At 54.3% G+C, this 15,770-nt stretch carries 12 protein-coding genes; 7 read left to right on the top strand and 5 right to left on the bottom strand.

The window, feature by feature from the left end:
* Positions 1-38: 38 nt before the first annotated feature.
* Entirely contained in the window at positions 39-1,229 is a 1,191-nt protein-coding gene (locus ACW8F6_RS04545; RefSeq protein WP_491574660.1) for an acyl-CoA dehydrogenase, read from the bottom strand.
* Between the two features lie 138 nt (positions 1,230-1,367).
* On the opposite strand from ACW8F6_RS04545, the gene ACW8F6_RS04550 reads away from it, so the two are divergent.
* Entirely contained in the window at positions 1,368-2,264 is an 897-nt protein-coding gene (locus tag ACW8F6_RS04550; RefSeq protein ID WP_491574661.1) for a LysR family transcriptional regulator, read from the top strand.
* Between the two features lie 34 nt (positions 2,265-2,298).
* On the opposite strand, the gene ACW8F6_RS04555 is transcribed toward ACW8F6_RS04550, so the two are convergent.
* Complete coding sequence (locus tag ACW8F6_RS04555) at positions 2,299-3,081, bottom strand: hypothetical protein (protein ID WP_491574662.1); 783 nt, start codon at positions 3,079-3,081, stop codon at positions 2,299-2,301.
* Positions 3,082-3,165: 84 nt separating this feature from the next.
* Here ACW8F6_RS04555 and ACW8F6_RS04560 point away from each other — a divergent pair, with 84 nt between their 5' ends.
* The 4 genes from ACW8F6_RS04560 (at position 3,166) to ACW8F6_RS04575 (ending at position 6,970) form a co-directional block, all read left to right on the top strand.
* Entirely contained in the window at positions 3,166-3,408 is a 243-nt protein-coding gene (locus ACW8F6_RS04560) for a hypothetical protein (RefSeq protein ID WP_491574663.1), read from the top strand.
* A 251-nt stretch (positions 3,409-3,659) separates the two neighbouring features.
* Positions 3,660-4,721 (top strand): DNA polymerase IV, encoded by a 1,062-nt coding sequence (gene dinB, locus ACW8F6_RS04565; protein WP_491574664.1) that lies wholly within the window; start codon positions 3,660-3,662, stop codon positions 4,719-4,721.
* A 739-nt stretch (positions 4,722-5,460) separates the two neighbouring features.
* Complete coding sequence (locus ACW8F6_RS04570; RefSeq protein WP_491574665.1) at positions 5,461-6,255, top strand: GIY-YIG nuclease family protein; 795 nt, start codon at positions 5,461-5,463, stop codon at positions 6,253-6,255.
* A 292-nt stretch (positions 6,256-6,547) separates the two neighbouring features.
* On the top strand, positions 6,548-6,970 hold the full coding sequence (locus ACW8F6_RS04575) for an ExbD/TolR family protein (protein ID WP_491574666.1): 423 nt from the start codon (positions 6,548-6,550) through the stop codon (positions 6,968-6,970).
* Positions 6,971-7,060: 90 nt separating this feature from the next.
* On the opposite strand, the gene ACW8F6_RS04580 is transcribed toward ACW8F6_RS04575, so the two are convergent.
* From ACW8F6_RS04580 to ACW8F6_RS04590, 3 genes are all read right to left on the bottom strand, one after another.
* Positions 7,061-7,669 carry a class I SAM-dependent methyltransferase gene (locus ACW8F6_RS04580; RefSeq protein ID WP_491574667.1) on the bottom strand — a complete coding sequence of 203 codons (609 nt, stop codon included), beginning with the start codon at positions 7,667-7,669 and terminating at the stop codon, positions 7,061-7,063.
* Positions 7,666-8,592: a TIGR01777 family oxidoreductase gene (locus tag ACW8F6_RS04585; protein WP_491574668.1), complete on the bottom strand. Its 927-nt coding sequence runs from the start codon at positions 8,590-8,592 to the stop codon at positions 7,666-7,668. The genes ACW8F6_RS04580 and ACW8F6_RS04585 overlap by 4 nt, the downstream gene beginning before the upstream one ends.
* A gap of 410 nt (positions 8,593-9,002) precedes the next feature.
* Positions 9,003-9,329, bottom strand: a complete 327-nt coding sequence (locus ACW8F6_RS04590) for a putative signal transducing protein (RefSeq protein WP_491574669.1) — start codon at positions 9,327-9,329, stop codon at positions 9,003-9,005.
* Positions 9,330-9,845: 516 nt separating this feature from the next.
* Between ACW8F6_RS04590 and ACW8F6_RS04595 the strand changes: the two genes are divergently transcribed.
* Positions 9,846-13,049, top strand: a complete 3,204-nt coding sequence (locus ACW8F6_RS04595) for an alpha-amylase family glycosyl hydrolase (protein ID WP_491574670.1) — start codon at positions 9,846-9,848, stop codon at positions 13,047-13,049.
* Positions 13,050-13,068: 19 nt separating this feature from the next.
* Positions 13,069-15,648, top strand: coding sequence for an alpha-amylase family glycosyl hydrolase (locus tag ACW8F6_RS04600; protein ID WP_491574671.1), 2,580 nt, complete (start codon positions 13,069-13,071; stop codon positions 15,646-15,648).
* Positions 15,649-15,770: the final 122 nt, after the last annotated feature.

Consider the following 15,770-nt stretch of genomic DNA (forward strand, 5'->3'; position numbering starts at 1 on the left):
CGGGAAGAGCGGGCCAGCGATTGCCGGCCCGGAGTACATTAATAGAAGGCTTGAATACCGGTTTGCGCGCGTCCCAAGATCAGCGCGTGCACATCCTGTGTGCCTTCATAGGTATTTACGACTTCCAAATTGATCATGTGACGCATGACGGAGTACTCGTCGGAAATGCCATTGCCGCCATGCATATCGCGCGCTTCGCGAGCAATCTCAAGGGCTTTTACACAGGAGTTGCGCTTGAGTAGCGAAATAAGTTCTGGTGCCAATTGACCGGCGTCTTTCAGTTGCGTCGCGCGCAAACACCCCTGCAGGGCAAGGCTAATGTCGGTTTGCATAATGGCTAGCTTTTTCTGAATCAACTGATTGGCCGCCAGGGGGCGATTAAACTGCTTGCGCTCGAGTGTGTATTCGCGGGCCGAGTGCCAGCAGGCCTCCGCAGCACCCAGCGCGCCCCAGGAAATACCCAGGCGGGCACTGTTTAAGCAGCCAAAAGGTCCTTTCAAGCCGGTGACATTTGGCAACAGGTTTTCTTCGGGGACAAACACCTCGTCCATCACAATCTCGCCGGTAATCGATGCACGCAATGCCAGCTTGCCTTCGATTTTAGGTGCGCTTAATCCTTTCATGCCCTTGTCTAGAATAAATCCGCGGATCACACCTTCGTCGTCTTTGGCCCACACGACAAATACATCGGCAATGGGGGAGTTGGTAATCCACATTTTGGCGCCGCTAAGCTTGTAACCGCCGTCAGTTTTTCGGGCGCGAGTTACCATGCCCGCCGGGTCTGAGCCGTGATCGGGTTCGGTCAAACCGAAGCAGCCTATCCATTCGCCGGTGGCCAGCTTGGGCAGGTACTTTTCTTTCTGGGCTTCTGAGCCGTAGGCGTAAATGGGGTACATTACCAGGCTCGACTGAACACTCATCATGGAGCGAAAGCCCGAGTCAACGCGCTCCACTTCGCGCGCGATCAGTCCGTAGCTCACATAGCTGACACCGGGGCAACCATAGCCCTCCAGTGGCGAGCCCAGCAGCCCCAACTCGCCCATTTCTCGGAAGATTGCCGGGTCTGTGTACTCGTTGCGGTAGGCTTCCTGAACGCGCGGCTGGAGTTTTGCCTGGGCGTACTGGCGGGCAGTATCGCGCACCATGCGCTCTTCTTCAGTGAGTTGTTGATCCATCATAAAGGGATCAGCCCAGTCAAAGTGCTTTGACCAATGTTGTTGTGCGCTCATGCTTGCATGCCTCGGGAAAGGGTGAAGGAGTCCGGCGATCAATAGCCAATGGCGAGAGTATAGCAATGGGAGAGCTATATAAAAAATATATTAAATATATGATAATCATTTCATATTGAGATTGTTTTGGGAGGCACAGTGGATATTCGACAGCTCAAGGTGTTTAGCAGTGTGGTGCACACAGGGAGTTTCACCGCAGCGGCAGAGCAGCTGCATATTGCCCAATCTGCGGTGAGCATTGCCGTTAAGAAACTGGAACAATCGCTCGGCGTGACGCTCTTCGATCGAGCCGAACGGAAAATTAAGCTGACGGCGGAGGGGCAGCATCTGTATGAGCGGGCGAAGTTTCTGCTGTACGAGTTTCAGCAAACCGAACTGCAGTTGCAGGAATTAAAAGGTGGGCAACGGGGCACCGTTCGACTGGGAACGTCGGCGATGCTGGGGTCCTATTATTTACCCGAGCAAATTGCGGCGTTTCGCGCTCGCTACCCTGGCATTAACTTTCAGGTGACGGGTGAAGGTACTAATCGGGCTCAAGAGCAATTATTGGCCGGCGAGATCGACATGGCCATGATTAATCTGCACAAGGTGTCACCCGCCATAGAGGCGCATCCTTTAATCGACGAGCCCATAGTAGCGTGTGTGGCGCAAGATCATCCCTTGGCTGCGCAAACGGCCATCGACTTTAAAACCTTCGCAGCTGAGCCCTTGGCACTTTACGGTGAAGGCTACTATTTGCGCGAACTGGTCGATAAGCAATGCGCGCAATTAGGACTGACGCCGACAATAGCGCTGGAGACCAATATTCTGCGTCTAATGATGAGCCTGGTTTTGGCTCGTGGTGCGGTTGGGTTTGCTTTGGCGCGGGTGGCGGAGCAAGAGCCTGGCTTGAAGGCGATAGCCTTTAAGCCATCGTTCAACTTGCAATTGGGTATTGCGTGGCGAAAAGACAGCTACCGGTCAGTTGCCAATCGGTTGTTTGCGGATTTCTTATTAAATGAGCGGGGGGGAGGTAACGGCGAGGTGAAGAAATAAGTCAGGTGCCGAGGCACCTGACTTACATCTGTGCTTAGGCAGCCTTTGGCTTGCGACCGCGCTTGGCGCTGGCTTTTTTAGCAGGCTTGGCAGTTGCGGGCTTAGCGGCTTTAGCTTTCTTAGGTGCCTTGGTCTTTTTAGCCTTGGCTTTTTCTTTGGCAGCGGCCTTTTTGGCGGCTAATTTGGCTTTGGCGGCAGCTTTTTTGGCTTTGGCTTTTTCTTTAGCGGCGGCTTTACGGGCTGCTACTTTCGCTTTGGCTGCGGCTTTCTTAGCCTTGGCCTTCTCTTTGGCTTTTTGAGCTTTGGCCTTGGCCTTGGCTTTCAGCGCGTCTTTTTTGGCTTTGGCTTTGGCTTTGGCAGCGTCTTTCTTGGCTTTAGCCTTGGCCTTGGCGGCGGCTTTCTTCTCTGCTGCCTTCTTCTTCTTGGCGATTACAGCTTGTTGCTTGGCGTAGGCCTTGTCCAGCTGTGCGGCAATCTTGTTGTCGGCCTTGATCGCCTTCAGCGCGGCTTTGGCGTCGGCAACGGCGGCTTTGGCATCGGCAGCGGCAGATTTAGCAGCGGCAGCTTTTGCTGAAGCAGCGGCTACAGCTTTAACTGAAGCGGCAGATTTCTTCTTTTTCTTGGCGGCGGCTAAGGCAGATGCGGCTTTCTTGGCATCTGCAGCAGCTTTGTTGGCTGCCTTGGTCAGAGCAGCGATTTCTTTGGCGGCGTCAGCTTCTTGCTTAACGCGAGCTTTGGCCAGATCCGCTTGAACTTTGGCCAGTTGTTGTTGCAGTTCTGCAACTGGGTTAGCAGCTTTGGTTTTACGTGCAGCCATGGTGTGTTTCCTTGGTTGTTTTTGTGAAAAATTTGCCAGCTGTTAGCTAAAAATAATTAGGCGTGTATAAGTTAAGCAATTGTGGTGAAAATTCAAGCAAATTACAAAAAAAATCCGACGAAAAACGAACTTATTTGTAAAAAAAACCAAAAAAATATCGAAATTGCCCCAGAGTTGACCTTTGTTAAGAAAAATACGCATTCAGCCACCGGTTTTGCGTGGCTAGCCAAAACCTTGAGCGAACATAAAGCAGGCCCCTTCGGGCGCGCAATTTTCGTCGCTGGTGGGCCAAAAATCCAGGGCATATTGAGTCCTCAAATTGGTTGATTAATTGATATTGTCGATGAATTTTACGGCCAGACCCGCAGGTGGGTTGCCATTGCTTGGCGGATATCCGCCGCGAACTCATCCGGTGGACAGTTCAAGGGGGTGGGCGGAAGCGTGGCCGGAGCAAAAAATTTCGCCGTATTTCATTGACGAAGCACCTTGGGACTCTGTGAGAAAATAGAGTCCCAAATGCAAAAGGATTGTTGGTGCCAAAATCTTTGCTGTATATAATTACAGTATCAGGAGGGCGAATGTCTCGAAAAATAATTCACATCGACGCCGATTGTTTTTACGCCGCCGTGGAAATGCGTGATAACCCGACGTTGAGAAGTAAGGCCATCGCCGTAGGCGGTGATCCTGATCGTCGAGGTGTGATTTCTACCTGTAATTACGCGGCCCGGGCTTTTGGTGTGCGCTCGGCTATGGCCAGCAAAACAGCATTGCGGTTGTGTCCCCAATTGACCCTGGTGCCGCACCGTTTTGAAGCCTATCGCGAGGCGTCGCAGGCCATGCGGGAAATATTTACGCGCTATACCCCCCTGATAGAACCGCTGTCGTTGGATGAAGCCTATTTGGATGTGACCGAGTGCCCGGCACTACAGGGCAGCGCGACTCGGATTGCAGAAGCCATTCGGGCAGCAGTAAAGCGAGAAATCGGTATTACGGTGTCTGCCGGTGTTGCGCCCAATAAGTTCCTGGCAAAGGTGGCCAGTGACTGGCGTAAGCCCGACGGCCTATTTGTAGTGCGGCCGGAGCAGGTTGCCAACTTCGTAACGGCCTTACCGGTGGGTAAAATTTTTGGGGTGGGTAAGGTAACAGCTGGTCGGATGGCTGAGCTGGGAATTAAGTGTTGTGGGGACTTGCAGCAGTGGTCATTGCTGGACCTGGTCGAACGTTTTGGCAGTTTTGGTGAGCGGTTATACAGCTTGTGCCGCGGTGAGGATGACCGGCCGGTTAAGCCCCACCGGGTTCGCAAATCACTGAGTGTTGAGCATACCTATGAGCAGGATTTGGTGGGCGATCACGCCTGTATTGAAAAGTTGCCGTCGCTCGTGGCGGAATTGACTGAGCGACTGGAACGGTTGCACGGCGACTATCGGGTACATAAGTGTTTTGTCAAAGTAAAGTTTTCCGACTTCACCAGCACTACCTTAGAGCGCGTGACGGCCGATGTGAGCGAGGCGACCTTTCAGACGCTATTGTTAGAGGCGCTTAAACGCCAAAATTTAGCCGTACGATTATTGGGGGCGGGCGTGCGTTTTATTGATCCGGCCCGTACGGCGACCGATCAATTGGATTTGTTTCTTCACTGAGTGCAAGAATCGACGGGGCGCCGTCCGATATCAGCCGTTTGGTTCGAACGCCCTGTTAGCCTTCCAATGTGTTGGCAGTTGGCACTGCCTCGGCGCCCGCCCGCTAGACGATTTTCTGCACGCCAGACAGCATTTCGTTTTTTGCTCAGGCATCCAGGTGCATGCCCAAGAACAGCCTTCTATATATAGAAGAAAGAACTTAGTGGCAGGGTCTTACAAAAATGAGCTAAGAAGATGGCGCTCAGCGGAAAGGTCAGCGCGTTGACTTGCAGGCCCTGGGCACCACTAGTGCTAATGTAATACCTGACTTGCGGCGCTGTAAAAGTTGTCTGACGACATTGCCTGTCGGCCGCGCGTTTTTTGCAGTGTGAAATCTGCGAAAGCGCGAGCATTGGACGCGGGTGGCGGGCGCTAGATGCATACAAAATGGACGCCATTGGCCAGCCAAAAAGACCGGGCCTTTTAGTTGGAGTTCAGTCCCGTGCGTGGGGGTTAACCATTGTGGGCATAGCGCTGTGTAGCGCCGGTCTGAGCCTGAAGATAGGTGCTGACGGCCTGTGCAATGATTCTCTGTAAAAGCGGCGAGTGAGGCACTTAATGTGTGGTACATCACTCAGCCCGCGCAATTCCAACTCATTGTCGTTTTTCAGACCTTTTCGGGTTTGTCAATCTGGTGATTTTCACGCTGAGCTATATAATTCCGCGCCTTTGCTTGTTTGAAAGAGACAGAGGTATTTGTGTGATCGTTTTTTCTGCCACTCATCAGCCTTCCGGGCGGGTATTCGTGGGTAGCTGTCGGGTAGACTTGGATTTTCATTGGGCCATGCTGGTGACGCAGGCCGATGAAAATGTACCTGGGCCTTTGTTTGACTGCTTGCGCGCCGACGGCGTGACGGCCTTTGAGGTCGCCGAGTATGCAGAAGCTGATTCGGCCCGCGAGTTGGCCCAATTGTGTCGGGAAGCAGCGGAGGAGCTGGGCGGTGAGCTAATTAAAGCCGCTGTACGGCAAGTGAAGAAGCCCGTAGTAGATACCCGCGCACTGGAAGCTGAGGTTGCTACCGAATCGGATGACGACGACGTGGACGGCTGGCTGGCCGATCGGCGCGAAGCCCAGGCCAAAGCGGCGGCGCCGGCAGCCAACCAACCGGCAGCGATTAAGGCACCCAGTGTGAAAGTGGCGGTGGAAAAACCGGTACTGCGCGATTCGCGCAGTACGTCGCAGGCGGCAGACATGAAGGCCGTGATGGCGGCGATCGAAGCGCGGCGCCTGTCGCAGCGTAAAAGCCCGGCAAAAACTCCTAAGAAAGGGACCAGCGCCATGCGCAGTGTCGCGGCTCAGGCTTCGCGTGCGGCAAAGGGTGAGAGCGCCGCAGCGCGCGAACGACGAATTAAGGCCGCGCTGGCCGAGCAAAAAGCCGCTCGTCAGGCTGAAAAAGAGGCCAGTGTGGCTGCACAGGCTGATGAAATGGCCGCTATTTTGGCTAAACTGGACGAGCGGGCCAAGGTGGCTGAACGGGTCAAACGCCGGCGTTAACCGGTAGTTCCTGGGCTGTTAAAGTGTGATTGGCTGTTATTTGACCAATTTTGCCCGGCAAATTAGACGGATTTCCCGCGATTAGCCCGGGCTCTAGTGACTGATAGGCCCGACTTGGGGCACAATAGGGGCTTGCCTGCGATGGGGCTTAGTGGGTATCGTACCCGCCCATTGCGCTTGGAGCTGAACGGCTCGGGCTGAGATTGGTGGTTATCGGGTTAACAGCGCGCGCTGGGCCGGAATATCGTGGTAAACAGACGCGGCGATTGCCGTGAGTTGAGGAGAATAAAAAGTGAGTCGTAGAAGAAAGCACGGCGATGCAGAAGATAATTCAGAAATCGATTTGACGCCCATGCTCGACGTGGTCTTCATCATGTTGATTTTCTTTATCGTAACCGCTTCGTTTGTTAAAGAGTCGGTTATCGATACGTCTATTCCGCCCAAAAACGAACAGCAAAACCCACCAGATGAAGACAACCCTTCCATTGTGGTTACCATTCGCTCCAACGATGAAATCTGGATGGAAGATCGTCGCATTGATGTGCGCGCTGTGCGAGCTAACATCGAGCGTATGCACGCCGAGCACCCCAAAGCAGCCGTTGTTGTGCGGGCCCATGTAAAGTCTACGGCCAAAATGTACGTAGCCATTGCCGATGCCGCGCGCGAGGCCGATGTGTATAACATTGCCCTGGTGCCCTACGAAGAAAAAATCTGAGGCATTTCAGGCATAAAAAAAACCCGCTATTGCGGGTTTTTTTATGGGCGGCGCTCGCGGATTGTGCTTTTAGATAGGCAGATGTAGTCGCTAGATATCCAGCACCAAGCCCCAGAGATTGTGCGGCTCTGGCACGTCCCAATCGGTGTAAACCACATCCTCATAACTCTCTTCCATGGCGCTGGCCAGCGCCCGAAAGGTGGGCCGGCCGGGATCGGTCAACACAATGCGGCCTACTTCTGCCGCCAGTGCGCAATCCAGTACGTGTTCCAGTGGTCCCACCATTTCATCCCAAAAGCAAATGTCGGCACCGATGATAGCGTCGAAGCCGGACAGGGCTTCCACCGTTAGGTGCTCGAAACGTTCGCAGTAGGTGTGGAGGGTGACGCCATTCAAGGCGGCATGCAATTCGACAAAGGGAAACACCGATTCGTCTGCGTCCAGCGAGACCACCTGGGCGTTAAATGTTTTAGCGCAAAAAATGCCGCTAAGGCCCCAACCACAACCTAGCTCTAACACGCGGCTCCCCTGTTCAAACGGGCATTCTCGCAAATAGTCCATTAACACCAGCGCAGATTTCCACACTTTGTTGCCGTGCAGTTGGGCCACGCCCTGAGCTTTACGCAAGCGTCGAATGTCTTTATGTGAACTGGTCAGATATTGAATGCCAAAGGCTTCGCGAGTGTGTTGTGACGTCATGTGTGTCGAGCGATAGTGTTTTGGGGGCGACATAATAACATGGCTAGCGCATCCGACAGTTGCAGGTAGCCAAACGCAAAACCGGCGTCGAGCAAGCGCGCGGGACGCGCGCGCTGACCGGTTAGCAACAACTGGGATAACTCGCCCAACAGTACCTTGAGCACTGGGCTGGGCAGATGTAGCCAGGCCGGCCGGTGCAGTAGGGCGGCCAGAGTGCGTGTGAATTCCTCATTGCTAACCGGATTCGGCGCACAGAGATTGACACTGCCTGTAGCCCCTGGCTGCTGCCCTAAATAAAACAGAGCAGCCACATAGTCGTCGATGTGAATCCACGGCATGTACTGCCGGCCAGCTCCGAGTTTTCCGCCTAACCCCCAAGTGAAAACGGGCTTAAGACGTTGCAGCAGGCCACCTTGTGCGCTCAGTACTAGCCCCGTGCGCAGCACAATTTTCCGGCAGCGCGTGGCGCTGTTGGCCTCGGCCTCCCATTGTTGGCATAGATTACTGGCAAAATCATTGGCGCCCTCTAGCGGCGTATTCTCGTCGACCAAAGCAGTACCAGTGTCGCCATAGATGCCCGTGGCGGAGCCAGATAAAAACACCAGTTCGCGGTTGGTTTGTTGGTTGATCCAGCTCGCCAGTGCGCGAGTAATTTGCAACCGCGATGCCAGCAACTGGTGTTTTCGATGGGTGCGCCAGCGCTGGTCGGCAATGGGTTCCCCCGCCAGGTTGATTACCCAGTCGACGGTGTCCAGGTGTAAAAGTTGCAGGGCCGAATCAATGTATGCCACTTTTTGGCCGAACAATCGCGAGGCTTTGGCGTAATTGCGAACCCACAGGGTAAAGTGGTGGCCCGCTAGCAAGCCGGCCTTAATAATTGCCTGGCCGATTAGCCCGGTACCGCCGGTCATTAAAATATGCATATTGCTGTACTCCTTGCCGGGCGACACGTTTGGCGCCTGGCCATTAACAGGGTATACGCCACACAATGCTTGTGAGATCACTTACATCTGTGCACTGCAAAAAAGTAACTGATCGGCGTACCCCATTCGCTGCATGTGCGTAACAGTTTCACCGTCCGACGTTCATACAACGACATTCACATAGCTAGATTCATAGAACTAGATTCATAGAGCTAGGTTTATCTAGCTGGGATTTTAGAGTTGCGTTTACCGGGCGGTGGCCATTAACACAGTCTGCTACGCAGTCTAAAACCCCGCTGAAACCGTTGCCCCATTGGTGTTGGGCAAAATGGCGCGGGCAGCGCGATGCCAGCCTCGAACGCGATGTGGAGCTGCCCCTCAGGGACTAGGGCTGTGAGTGCGTGCAACGGTTATGATGAATTCGCGCAATCCAGCGGGCACTGGCACTGCCAGCAGCGCTGAAAATTGCTTGGGCAACTAACGTCGCAATAGCGACACAGCCGTTCGGGCCCGTCGGCGGCACTATCGTCAAACAGGTCCATTAGTACCTGCTTTGCTTTTACGGCACTGCACGTGTCGGTCACCCACAATTCAGGCCAGCAATCGACGAAGGCAAGTTCGCCAAGAGCACCGGCGGCATATTCGTTGCGCACAAACGTGGCTACTCCCGCAAAGTCGAGTTGGTTGCGCGCATGTTGCAGCCAGAACAGATCGGGCGCCGTGTAGACTTTAATCATGGCGGCCTCGCCCAGCACAAAAAATTGCCAATAGCGACTGCGCGCTGTGGTCGTACCGTGAGCATAGGGATGGGCTGCACCTGATCGCGCCGGTGTGAGTAAAACAGGCCTGCATAAGGTGCTGCGTAGAATCGTAGGTGGCCGTCATCAGCGGTGTCTCACGAGCGAATCACTTATCTCTTAGTATAGCCTTGGTTCAGTTGGTGCACTGGTTCAGCTTGACTTTTTAGCGACTGGCGATGCCTGCTATGAATACGTATTCATGGCGCTTTGGCTTGCGTCCGGCGCGGTGTAGACCCGACACTTTGGGGCAGAGGGTTCATTAATCCACAATGCCCTCGACAAGTCACAGTGTTTTGGCTTGAGCGTATTTGCCTCAGAAGCCTGTATCCCTGAGTGCCTTAGCTGGTGCTTTCCCATGGAGTGAATGTAAGCGTCCTACCAGCGGTCCTTGTGGCTGCGCGATGATTGTCGGTTAGAAATCCAAGCCTAAAAAAATAATTAGAGGCTAAAGCAATGAAACTGTTACCCCTTGCTCTGCTGGCGATTGCCGGTACCGGGCTGTCGTTTAGCGCCAGTGCAGACTGGTATTTCAGAGGTACGCCCAATGGCTGGGCGGCGTCGCCTATGGAGGCGCTTGGCAATGATATTTTTCGCCACTGCGAAGTGTTTGACGGTGGCGATGGCGGTGGCGGGCCGCGCTTTAAAATAGATCGCTGGGGCGATTGGACGCAGAGCTATCCGGCAGCAGATCAAGCTGCCGTAGCAGGCGGTGCTGTACAGGTTACTTTTAACGCGCAGACTCAAACCATTACACAGCAGGCGGTGGCAAATTGCGCGCCTTCCGGTTTTACGCAAACTTTTCCCTCGCTATACGGCAGAGGCACATTTAACGGTTGGTCAAACTCGGCAATGGCGCTGGTGGCAGACCACCAATGGCAGCTGGATGTGTATTTTGATGGGCAAGCCAATCAGCGCTTTAAGTTTGATGTCGGCGGAGATTGGCGCAACAACTACGGCGACGCCAATGACGACGGTGTGCTGGATGCCGGTGGCGCGGATGTGTATATCGCCGGTGCCGGCAACTACCGGCTGACGGTGAACGACCAAAGCTTGGCCTATAGCGTCAGTCCCTTAGGTAGCAGCAATCAACCGCCCATAGCGGTCATTTCACCCAGCGGTACGTTGCAATTGACGGTGGGTGATCAAGTGACACTGAATGGTGCCAGCTCCACCGATGCCGACGGTCTGATCGCCAGCTATGCCTGGAGCGGTGGCGGCGATCAACCGCAGCTGACATACGTGGCGACCAGCGTGGGCGAATTTGCAGTGACTCTGACCGTCACCGATGATTTGGGTGCGACTGGTACCGACAGCGTCATCATTCAGGTGCAAGATGCCAGCACGGACAGTTGGTTTTTTCGGGGCACGCCCAACAATTGGGGGGCAACGGCCATGGACAGCGAAGATGGGGTGAGTTTCTGTACCGAGCAATCTTTTGGCGCCAACAACCCGCGCTTTAAGGTGGATCACTATGGCGATTGGACGGAAAATTATCCGGCGCAGGATTACACCGTAGCGCCTAATAATGCATACAACATTTGCTTTAATGCTCAGACCAAAGCGCTGGACGTTGTGCTGCTGCAAGGCGCAGATAGCCAGCCGCCCCAGGTCGCTGTTACGCCGCCAGCCGGCAGCTATGCGCAGTCGCAGTCGCTGAGTCTGACCGTCACCGATAACCAAGACCCGCACCCCATAGTGTATTTCACACTGGACGGCTCGGCGCCAACTACGGCGTCGTCCATGTACAGCGGTCAATCGCTGTTGGCTCAGGATGTGGGTGAGGGTGTCGATTTCCGTCTGCGCACTCTGGCGGTAGACGCCAGCGGCAATGAACAACGGCAAGCCTTCGAATACCGCATTGGCGAGAACAGCGTGGCGGGCGATTTTCGGGCGGAAACCATTTACTTTTTAATGACTGCGCGCTTTTACGACGGCGATAGCAGCAACAACTATTACAACCGCGATCGCTACAAAGCTGGCGATCCGCACTGGCGCGGCGATTTTAAAGGCTTGATTCAAAAGCTCGATTACATCCAAGACCTGGGTTTTACCGCCATCTGGATTACGCCTCCGGTGGAAAACCGTTCCGGTCTGGATTATCACGGCTATCACGCCTACGACTTTAACAAAATTGATCCGCGACTCGAGTCGCCCGACGCGGACTATCAGGCTTTTATTGACGCCGCCCACGCCAAGGGCTTGAAGGTGATTCAGGATGTTGTAATTAATCACTCCAGCCAATACGGCTTGCGCAATCAGGTGTGGATTGATCACCTGCCCATTAAGTACTACGTTCCCGCGGGCGCCAGCCAAGGCATGATTGATAACGGCCCCTATCAAGGCAATTTGGGCGATTACCTCACCGTTAACCGCTGTGACGACGACAACAACCTTGCGCCGGCCTGGTATCGCGCGCGCTGTCAGTCAGATCCAGAGGGTATCGAACCTTTGATCGATCCAAAAACCGGTGTCACCGTGCCGCAGGCGGGCTACAACCCGAGTCGTTTCTTTGGAATTGATGCCCAGACGCTGGACCCCGCCTGGTACCACCTGGATGGCTTCATGGCCGGTGGCGATTGGGAAAATCCCACCGCGTTGCAGCGCAAACACATGGCCGGCGACACCATTGACTTGGCCACCGAAAACCAAAATGTGAAGGATTACCTCAACAGCGCAATTCAACGCTATCTGGATATGGGCGTGGATGCCATTCGCGTCGATACCCTAAAGCATGTTGAGCGCGACGAGCTGCTTACCTATATTCACAATTGGCAAGCGCACAAGCCGGGGCTGTTTGTATTTGGCGAAAACTTAGTGAAGGGTACGGGTTGGGGCTCTGAAATTGCGAACGACAATGCCTCGGCCGTGATTCGACCCTGGTGGTATACCCGCACCACGCAAGACCCGTCCAACCCGAACGCTGGTGGCGATTCCGGTTTATCCGTACTGGATTTCTCGCTGTTTTCGACCTTTCGCGACAATGTGACGCGCGGCCATTTTGGCGGCGTGGGGGGTATCTTTTCCATGGATTGGATCTATGGCGATGCCACCAAGCTTGTGACGTTTTTTCAAAATCACGACGTCGGTCCGGACAATGATTTCAAATACCGCTTTGGTGGCGATCAGGCCCACGCCGCCATGGTGTACAACCTATTGTGGACGGCGCGCGGTATTCCCACCCTCTACTACGGTGAAGAAATCATGTTTCAGGCCGGGCTGCCGCAAGACATTGCCAGCGCCAACGACACGATTGACCAAACCGGTCGCGCCTATTTTGGACCGCATCTCGACGACCTTACCGCCACTCAGAGCCATCCCCTCTATCAGCACATTAAGCGTTTGAATCAGATGCGCAAGGCCGTGCCGGCATTGCAAAAAGCGCCGATGAGTCAGGTCAATGAATGGGGGGCCGGTATGAGTTTTATTCGCGACCTGTCTGGCGAAGGCAGCTATGCAGTGGTCGGTCTTGCCGCCGCTAGCGGGCAGTCCATCAACGTCGCGTCTGTTGCCAACGGCAGCTACGTGGATCTGGTGACTGGCGCCACAAAAACGGTAAATAACGGGCAGTTGAATTTTAACGTGCCGGCCTACGGTGCGCGAATTTGGGTGTTAAACGGCCCGGGAAAAATTGGCGTCGATGGCCTGTATCTGAAGTGAATAAGCGAGGCAAAGAATAATGAAATATTGTTTATCCTTAATGGTGCTGCTGGCAACAGGTGTTGTCAGCCAGGCGCACGCCGACTGGTTTTTTCGTGGAACCACTAATGGCTGGGGGACTACGGCACTGGTTCCGTCCGGTGCCAATAGTTTAACGACGTGCCAGCAGTTTGGCGCCGGAGATAGCAGCGGTGGCCCGCGATTCAAAATAGATCGGCTGGGCGATTGGCTGGAGAGCTATCCGGCGGCGGATTTTTCGGTGAGCGCCAATACTGCCTATGAAATTGCGTTTGACAGCACAACCAAAGCGATCAGCGCTACCCCCGTGGCACAGTGCAACGGTTTTGTCAGTAATTGGCCGTCGTTGAATTTTCGCGGTACTGCCAATGATTGGGGTGCCGCGCCACTGTCGTTGGTGGCGGATCACACCTGGATGTTGACCGTCACGCTCGATGGCCAGGCGAACCAGCGCTACAAGCTGGATGTACACGGCGATTGGTCGGTTAACTACGGCGACAACGGTGGCGATGGCGTGCTGGATCAAACCGGTGCTGATATTTATGTGCTGGGCACGGGCGACTATTTATTGACGGTGAATGACCAAACTCGCCAGTACAGCTTGGAGCCTGTGTCCTGCACGCCGCACTGCGAGGCGCAAGTTACGACGCTGGGCGCTGTTTACGGTGCTGCGTCGACCATCTTCTCGCTGTGGTCGCCAGACTCTGACCAGATTGCATTGGTACTCAATAACGTCACCTACCCCATGGCCAAGGTGGCCAACTTCAACGGCTATTCCGATGTCTATCAGGTGCAGGTGGAAGGCGACCTGCACTTGGCGCGCTATTATTTCACCGTTAACGGGCAGCGCGTGCGCGACCCCTACGGCAAGATGGCAGTACCGCAGAGCGACACCAATGTGGTGATGGATATGTCGCGTATCGAGCCCGCCGGGGGCTGGGCGCAAAGGCCTGAATTAAATACGCGCGAAGAGGCCGTAATTTACGAGCTGCATGTGCGCGACTTCACAATCGATGTGAGTTCTGGGGTCGATGCGGCCAAACGCGGTAAATACTTGGGCCTGGTACAAACTGGTACGGCGTTCAATGGGGTTAAAACGGGGATTGATCACTTGCTGGAGTTGGGCGTTACGCACGTACAGCTGCTGCCTGTGTACGACTACGCCACCTGCGATGGACTCCCTGATTCAGATCCCTGTTATAACTGGGGTTACGACCCGCGCAACTACAATGTCCCGGAAGACCGCTATTCGCAAACACCCACGGATTATGAAAACCGTGTGCGCGAATTCAAAACCCTGGTGAATGAACTGCACAAGGCCGGTATCCGGGTAATTATGGATGTGGTGTACAACCACACCTACAGCAAAGAAATGTTCGAGAATATTTCTACCCGCTATTACACGCCCACAGACCTGTCGGGAACTGGCAATGCCATCGATGCAGATGTGCCAATGGTTAGCCGCATGATTCAGGACTCATTGGCCTACTGGGTGGACGAGTACAACATTGACGGTTTTCGCTTTGACCTGATTGGTATTTTTTCCCACGCCGAAGTGGAAAAGTGGGGCGCCCATCTCAATAGCCGCTTTCCTCAGCGCAATTTGTTGCTCTACGGCGAGCCTTGGAACGGCTATGCCTCCGACCCCAAAGAGGGGCAGCGCGTGCGCTACGGCACCACGCGGTTCATGGCTGAAGAACATGTGGGCGTTTTTAATGGCGCCTACCGCGAGGCGCTAAAAGGTAATAATGATGGTACCGCCACCGGCTACATGTTTAACAACTTAACACCTGCCGATAGTGGCTGGGCTATCTACGACGGTCTGCGCGGCTCACCTTATAATGCCAACGACAGTCGCAATGGTACCTGGTTTCGTAATTTTACCGCTGACCCGGAGCAAAGTATCAACTACATTTCAGCGCACGATAACTTTGGTTTGTGGGACAAAGTGTATTTGAGTCTGTCTACCAATGTAGTTCAAAACAGCTCGCACCAGGTGCTGAGCTTAACGCCGCCCGCGGATCTCGCCTATCCCAAGCGCGTGGTGAATTTTGGTATGGGGCAAATCTTTACCAGCCAGGGTATCGCGTTTGTGCACGCCGGCGATGAGTTTTTGCGCACCAAAACGCAGAATGAACAGATGGCTAATCCCGCAGCGTGGAATTACGGTCAGCACGGCGGCACCCACAACAGTTACAATTCGCCCGACAGCTTTAACAGTATTAAATGGCACAACAAGCAGAACAATGCCGCGACCTTTACTTATTTTCGCGACCTGATTGCATTGCGAAGGGCCCACGCCGGGCTGCGTATAACAGATCAAAATGCAATCGCGCAGTATCTGTCGGTGGGGCGGCCGGCTGAGTTTGGAGGTCAGGTTGTAACGGCGCACATCACCTACCCAGGCGATAGCCACGACTTATTTGTGGTGTATAACAGCGGCGCCAATCAGTACATAAATCTGCCCACAGGTAGCTGGACGCGTTTAGCCGATGCAACCGGTGCTACCCATGTGCCGGGCTTGGCGGGCAGCGCGCTAGCCGAGGGAACCGCTGTGACTGTATTTGGCAAGTTGCGCTAAGTACTCGACGCGTTTAAACCCAAAAAGGCGACACCCTGGGGGTCGCCTTTTTACTATTCTGCGCCTTTAGCGGAATCAGCGCACGTTGCACTGCAAGTAGAAGGTAGTCCAGTTAGAACCGC

It is taken from the genome of Simiduia sp. (assembly GCF_058345725.1).

Coding starts and splice junctions, on each gene's coding strand:
- dinB (WP_491574664.1), top strand. CDS start 3,660: ATGTCTCGAAAAATAATTCACATCGACGCCGATTGTTTTTACGCCGCC.
- ACW8F6_RS04590 (WP_491574669.1), bottom strand. CDS start 9,329: ATGATTAAAGTCTACACGGCGCCCGATCTGTTCTGGCTGCAACATGCG.
- ACW8F6_RS04545 (WP_491574660.1), bottom strand. CDS start 1,229: ATGAGCGCACAACAACATTGGTCAAAGCACTTTGACTGGGCTGATCCC.
- ACW8F6_RS04600 (WP_491574671.1), top strand. CDS start 13,069: ATGAAATATTGTTTATCCTTAATGGTGCTGCTGGCAACAGGTGTTGTC.
- ACW8F6_RS04595 (WP_491574670.1), top strand. CDS start 9,846: ATGAAACTGTTACCCCTTGCTCTGCTGGCGATTGCCGGTACCGGGCTG.
- ACW8F6_RS04555 (WP_491574662.1), bottom strand. CDS start 3,081: ATGGCTGCACGTAAAACCAAAGCTGCTAACCCAGTTGCAGAACTGCAA.
- ACW8F6_RS04585 (WP_491574668.1), bottom strand. CDS start 8,592: ATGCATATTTTAATGACCGGCGGTACCGGGCTAATCGGCCAGGCAATT.
- ACW8F6_RS04580 (WP_491574667.1), bottom strand. CDS start 7,669: ATGACGTCACAACACACTCGCGAAGCCTTTGGCATTCAATATCTGACC.